General features: G+C 56.6%; 5 protein-coding genes. 4 read left to right on the top strand and 1 reads right to left on the bottom strand.

The genetic code is table 11. From position 1 onward, the window contains the following. Nucleotides 1-434, bottom strand: a 434-nt coding sequence (locus BUA36_RS30515; protein WP_167544345.1) for a helix-turn-helix domain-containing protein, incomplete at its 3' end; no start/stop codon positions are given. Between the two features lie 181 nt (nucleotides 435-615). Between BUA36_RS30515 and BUA36_RS27700 the strand changes: the two genes are divergently transcribed. The 4 genes from BUA36_RS27700 to BUA36_RS27680 all read left to right on the top strand — a co-directional run bounded on the left by BUA36_RS27700 (nucleotide 616) and on the right by BUA36_RS27680 (nucleotide 6,321). After that, nucleotides 616-3,315: an NAD(P)-binding protein gene (locus tag BUA36_RS27700; RefSeq protein ID WP_167544344.1), complete on the top strand. Its 2,700-nt coding sequence runs from the start codon at nucleotides 616-618 to the stop codon at nucleotides 3,313-3,315. Further along, entirely contained in the window at nucleotides 3,312-4,031 is a 720-nt protein-coding gene (locus tag BUA36_RS30510; RefSeq protein ID WP_139260714.1) for a hypothetical protein, read from the top strand. Before BUA36_RS27700 ends, BUA36_RS30510 begins: the two co-directional genes overlap by 4 nt. Before the next feature lie 188 nt (nucleotides 4,032-4,219). Then, a complete protein-coding gene (locus BUA36_RS27685) occupies nucleotides 4,220-4,918 on the top strand; it encodes a CerR family C-terminal domain-containing protein (RefSeq protein WP_072789983.1) in 699 nt (232 codons plus the stop codon). After that, nucleotides 4,915-6,321: an efflux transporter outer membrane subunit gene (locus tag BUA36_RS27680; protein ID WP_072789967.1), complete on the top strand. Its 1,407-nt coding sequence runs from the start codon at nucleotides 4,915-4,917 to the stop codon at nucleotides 6,319-6,321. The genes BUA36_RS27685 and BUA36_RS27680 overlap by 4 nt, the downstream gene beginning before the upstream one ends. Nucleotides 6,322-6,324: the final 3 nt, after the last annotated feature.

Genomic DNA, 6,324 nt, shown 5'->3' with positions numbered 1-6,324 from the left:
AACGCCGCCAACTTGCGCTCCAAGGCTTGTCGGTGAATTTGATGAATCGTGCCCCAGTGAAGGCCGGTCAATTCGCACACATGCGCAATCGGCAGCTTCTCGCTCCAGTGCGCTACAAACTGCGCCAGGCGGCGCGACACACGGGCATGGCGATCAAGCCAGCTAATCCTCTGGGTGCAGCAACGGCAGCAACTCGGACACTTTAGCCGGTGAACCGCTATGCTCAGAAATACGCTCAATCCCCCCATCGGCAGGTCGCGCACTGTCCGCAAGACAGTGTCGTGCACGCCCGGCGCGGGCGTGCCGCAATGGGAACAGATCAGCGGACACCCTGGATCGGCTGCCAAGCGCGCATGCAGGCAGTTATCGACGACTTCGACAGAGGACACAATAAAGCCTTCCAAGAACGGGAGGCTAAGAATATGATTTGCCATGAGAGCGGTAGGTTGAGAAATATGTTTGGTCGCACAAACACAATAACTCTTCCTTACTGCTCTGCGTTTACTGCAGGTTCATCCCGGACTTCCGCGATGAACCTTTTTTTTGCCATGTGACGATTGCCTTGTTGCAAGGAAATCAGGTACGATGGCAAATCAGCAATTTAAGATTATAGGCATGGAAAAAATCGATGACGCCTGGAGTAACATCATCGAACTGCTGCAGGTCCCCAACCAAGCTGGCTTGTTTATCCTGGGCTGCTTTGCGCGGCGGGTAACAATCTACTCGCAACAGGTACGTGCCATTAATCTGATTGATGCACTTGCAGGACAAGGCTATTTAACGCCTGCCAGCAAAGTAGCAGTAGTGGGCGCCGGATTCTCAGGCCTGACTGCCGCCGCTGCCCTTACCAAGCTAGGTATTCGGCCCACGCTGTATGACACGCAGACAGCGTCCATGCATCTTCAGCGCAGCTGCGTTACCCGTTATATCCATCCGCATATTTATGATTGGCCATCGGAGGACATCAACAAGATACAGGCATCCTTGCCCGTATTGGATTGGAGCGCCAACGGATCCAAAAATGTTGTGCTCGAGGTGCAGCGTGATTGGGATCAACACTACAAAGGCAAAGTCAGCGAACGCTTGGGCAAAAAAGTGCGCGACATCCTTGTCCAAGGCCAGCAATGGCAAGTAGTGATTGAAGACGGGACGAGCGATACCTTTGACATTATCATTCTTGCAGTTGGCTTTGGCGCAGAGGCAGAAGCCAAATTCTCCACGACTTATTGGGGCGATTTGCCCTTGGAGGCAGCGCAGGTACAAGAACAAACTTGGATGGTATCCGGTGCCGGTGATGGTGCGCTTACCGATGTAATCCGCCTATGCATGCGCCATACGGATCACAAAGAGGCATTGCACAGTGTGGTAGAAGAACTGCGCAAGCTGGATGAAAAAAAACTCAACGACTTGTGCCAGCAAGCCAGTGTAGGCATATATGGAACTAAGCTATTCGACACGATCGATTACGATGCCCTGACACAGCACCTGGATCTACGCCCCACCAAAATTATATTGAATGCGACTCAGGACGAATTATTTGGTACGGAAGACGAAGGGCCGCGTGCCTCGCTACTCAACCGGCTGGTTGTGTGGCTGCTGTGTAAAAAGGAGCGGGTAGAGTTACTTGGTGGCCGCTTAGACGCGACGTCGATTAAGGAAATCGGCAACGGCGACAGCTATGAGGTCACCGTCTCAGGGAGCAGCGATCCTATTTCATGCCATCGCATTTTATTGCGGCACGGCCCGGTGGCGCCGATCCAAACGCGGAAGTCAGGTCACTCCAGCATTAATATCAATTGCCCACCATCCGATCTCACCTCGTTACACAATAAATGGAAAGTCCTTTATAAAAACCGGCAGAGCGATCCGACATTGATTATCGATTGGCCCAGCGACATGCTGTCGTCAGCCAGGATCACTCCCGATTTCAATAGTTTTCCTGCCTTATGGTTGTACTCCAAGACAAAGTTCCCAAATCGCAGTGATGTCAATCCACCACTGCGAGCGTTCAAGGCTATGTTCAAGGATGAAGGCATCCAGCTGCATCTGAAGACTTTCTGCGGACGTCAGGTGCAAATTGCAGGTTCCATGCCAACCCTGGCTTTCGAGGACGCCGTGGCAACGCCGCGCATGCTGAGCCATGCAGTGCAGGCGATTTGCCGCGCACCAGTCGTGATCGTAGATGGCAGTCCTATCGCGCCAGCCCTAGCGTTCCTGCTTGGGATACGCGCAGTAGTTCGACGCGGGATCACGCTGGTGTACCATCAGGGAACGATGGGCGAAGTTGCTTGGAAGAGCATGCCGTTCAATTTGCGAGAAGCTCGAATTGTCGAGATCGGCAATAACTACAGCGTGGTTGATTTTCAACAACCGCTGACAGCAGTGCTGGAAGAGGGCCTGCGCCGTTTTAGCATTCATCCCCAGCTATATAGTGATCTACCTGGTTTCGATACGCTGCGCAGCTTGGGCGGTGACACCAAAGACATCTCGGCACGCTCTGGTACTACGGAAATTCTGGTGCTCTGCCCGTTCGATGGTAAATACAAACAGAATTGCTGGGTAGAGCTGCAACGTGTTGTCCAGGAATATTTCCCGAATTCGAAATTTCCAGATGGCCCCGCGAAACGCGTCATCGATCTGGATGCACCGGAGATGCTGGTTCGTCGACTGTTTGAGTCCATCCGTCTGGACGAAGTCTGTATTGCTGACCTGACAAATAATCGTGCCAACGTATATTTCGAACTTGGAGTACGACTGGCGGCGCACCCGAATGGCGCCTACACTATACACTGCTGCGACACTGAATTTTCCCAGGATGGCTCCACAGAAGAAGCGCTCAGGCAACTGCTGGGCAGCAGGCCGTACAGTGTAGATGCCGATAGTTCAGCGGGCATTAATGAAGCCTTGACGTCGATTACGTCAAGGCCAGCGCATCCAAACGGCGCACCGAAGGTAGGACTTGTGTTTAGTATAGTGGTTCGAAATATTGAAATACAGCAGGAAGCGGGCGGGACTAGCATACTGGATATGCTCTGGAATAACGTCAGCAGTGCAGGCGGGACCGACATGTCCAAATGGACAGTGCTGCCAGTGATGTATCAGCAGAATACGCAAATCAATAGCAATACATTGCGCTTCATCGCGGATGGACTGATTGCCTATGCATTGCTGGCCCGGCATAACGGCCTCACGCAGGCGACTGATGAGCGTCTGGCCAGTGCGATATACTGTCTCGACAACTTGAAAGAAGAGCGGGCATTGTCGGCCGAGACGAAACAAAAAATTGTAGAATTGCTAGCCCTGATACCATCATGATCACGACAGATACATTAGGCAATGTCAGATTAAAAGCTCAGCAGGCACGCAGACAGGCAAGCAGAGCTCGCTCCATTGGATATGAGCGCGGATATGAAACCGATGCGTACCATCACGCGTGGGACTCACTACATGCAATACGTAGAGAGCTAGGCCGCTACCTGCAGCAAGCTACTCCACACTCTGCCACCGAACGTGGTCTGCAATTGGAGCTCGGTGACTGCTTGGCCGCACTTGGCAGCTTGAATCGTGACGCCGGCAGATATAAAGAGGCGAGGGAATATTACTTCACCGGCCATCGCTGCGAACTGCGGGTGAAAGAGCTGGGCGGCACCTCCAATTCTTATTGCCTCGTACAAGAACAGGTCGTTCAGATTTTAGAACTCCCTTGGCTATTGAACGATTACCGATATAGAGAATCACTAAGCCCGGTGATCAGGAAAGTAATAGAGCAAATCAATGATGACCGTTACCGCGATCCATGGGCTTATGCCGACCTAGCCTTGCTTACCATGTTGATGGAGCCGCGTCGTGCTACGAAGTACTGGGATGATTTAGATTCGTTCCGTCCACTCAAACTGGTCTACGATTCCGTTTATCACGTCCTGAGACTGCTTTATGACCGACTACAGGGCAACTTGGTACAAGATGAGCAAAAACAATGGGATCTTCTCATGATGCGATTTGACTATCCTCCTCGCTTGGTACATTTCTAACATCTTCATCGTTTTACTGCTCCCGCTACAGGCATTCCACCAGATGCCTGCCCTCACCTGAAAAATTTTTAAATACTGCAATAAACGCGGCAGGCATACGTCTATCCATAGGTCAGTCTCTTTGGACTTAAATTAAACAATCGATTTAGTTATATCATTTGTTTAAATTATGTGATGTAATGCCGGCCATGAACGCTAAACCCACCATCCACGAATCCAGCCAGCCAGCCGACGATGCGCGCAAGCCCCGTTCGGACGGCGAGCAGTCGCGCGAACGCCTGCTGCAGGCAGCCATGCGCCTGTTCGGTGAACAGGGCTTTTCGAAAACCTCGACGCGCGAGATTGCCCAGGCAGCCAACGCCAACGTCGCCGCCATCAGCTACTACTTTGGCGACAAGGCCGGCTTGTACCAGGCCTGCTTTACCGCCATCTGCACGCCGGCCGAGGATAATATCGCCCAGTTCAACCAGCCGCACTTCACGCTGCGCGAAGCGCTGCACGGCTTCTACCGGCAGATGGTGGCGCCGCTCATGGCAGGCGACGATGCCGACGTGCTGCTGCGTCTCTTCTACCGCGAAATGCTGGAACCGACCGGCATCTGGCAACGTGAAATCGAGACCAACATCATGCCCGAGCACCTGGCGCTGGTGGCTGTGCTGTGCCGCCACCTGGGACTCAAAAAGCCCACTGACAGCGTGCACCGCCTGGCCTACGCCATCGCCGCCATGTGCGTGCAGATGATGATAGGCCGCGACATCATCGCGCAGATTACGCCGCACATGATGGCCACGCCGGAAGCGATTGCCGACTGGGCTGACCATTTGACCGGTTTTGCCGAGGTGCTGGTCAAGGCAGAAAAAACCAAACTTCAACAAGGGAAAGCATGAGTATCTTTTTACGCGCGACAGTATTGGCTGTCGCCGCGACGCTGAGCGCCTGCGCCGTGCAAGGCCCGGCGAAGCAGGTAGACGCACAGGCGCCGCAGCAGTGGCAAGCGCCGCTGCCGCACCACGGCAGCCAGACCGACCTCGCCAACTGGTGGCGCGGACAGGCCGATGACCTGCTGGTGCAGCTGATTGAATCGGCGCAGGCAGTCAGCCCGAGCGTGACTTCGGCAGCGTCGCGCATTGCGCAGTCGCGTGCGGAACGCGTGGCGGCGGGTGCGGCGCTGGCGCCGAATCTCGATGCAACAGCTAGCGTCAACCGGTCGAACCAGCAGTCGGCGCTGCCGATGGGGACCACCTCGCAGGCGGCATTGCAAGCCTCGTGGGAGATCGATGTATTCGGCGCCAACCGCGCGGCGCGCGATGCGGCGCAGGCGCGCCTGGAAAGCGCCCACGCCGGCTGGCACGACGCGCGCGTCTCGGTGGCCGCCGAAGTGGCGAACCAGTACTACGGCTTGCGCGCCTGCGAACAGCTGCTGGCCGTCGCCAGCCAGGACGCCACTTCGCGCGCCGACACCGCCAGGCTGACGGAACTCAGCACCAAGGCAGGCTTCCAGTCGCCGGCCAGCCTGGCGCTGGCACGTGCCAGCGCGGCCGACGGCAACAGCCGCTACATCGCCCAGCGCGCCGCGTGCGACATCGATGTGAAAGTGCTGTCGGCGCTGACCGCGATCGCCGAGCCGGCGCTGCGCCAGAAGCTGGCGGCCGCCACACCAGGCGCGGTGTTCAATGCCCCATCCATCGCCATCGCCGAGCTGCCGGCCAATACGCTGAGCCAGCGCCCGGACGTCTTCACTGCCGAACGCGAAGTGGCGGCCGCCAGCGCCGATGTCGGCAACGCGCAAGCGCAGCGCTATCCGCGCCTGGCCTTGTCGGGCTCAATCGGCGTCGCCAACTTCCGCGCCAATGGCGACAACACAAAAACCGACACCTGGACCATCGGCCCGCTGTCCTTGTCGCTGCCCATCTTTGACGCCGGCCGCCGCCACGCCAATGTCGATGCCGCCGGCGCACGCTACGACGCCGCCGTCAGCAGCTACCGCGCCACCGTGCGCAATGCCGTGAGCGAAGTCGAACAGTCGCTGGTCAACCTGGACGCCACCGGCGCCCGCGCAGGCGATGCGCAAACCGCGCTGGAAGGCTATCGCGCCAACTACAGCGCAGTCGAAGACCGCTACAAGAACGGCATGGCCAGCCTGTTCGAACTGGAAGACGCGCGCCGCACGCGCCTGAGCGCCGAGCAAACCGTCATCAACCTGCAACGCGAACGCAGCGCGGCGTGGGTCGCCCTGTACCGCGCCGCTGGCGGTGGCTTCACCGCGCCAGCCACTGTCGCCGCCAACTAACCC

Source organism: Duganella sacchari (assembly GCF_900143065.1).
Lineage (GTDB): Bacteria > Pseudomonadota > Gammaproteobacteria > Burkholderiales > Burkholderiaceae_D > Rugamonas > Rugamonas sacchari.
This window is presented reverse-complemented; position numbering and strand designations above follow the sequence as displayed.

Excerpts from the sequence above, each read along its gene's own strand:
- BUA36_RS27700 (WP_167544344.1), top strand. The coding sequence starts at position 616 with ATGGAAAAAATCGATGACGCCTGGAGTAACATCATCGAACTGCTGCAG.
- BUA36_RS27685 (WP_072789983.1), top strand. The coding sequence starts at position 4,220 with ATGAACGCTAAACCCACCATCCACGAATCCAGCCAGCCAGCCGACGAT.
- BUA36_RS30510 (WP_139260714.1), top strand. The coding sequence starts at position 3,312 with ATGATCACGACAGATACATTAGGCAATGTCAGATTAAAAGCTCAGCAG.
- BUA36_RS27680 (WP_072789967.1), top strand. The coding sequence starts at position 4,915 with ATGAGTATCTTTTTACGCGCGACAGTATTGGCTGTCGCCGCGACGCTG.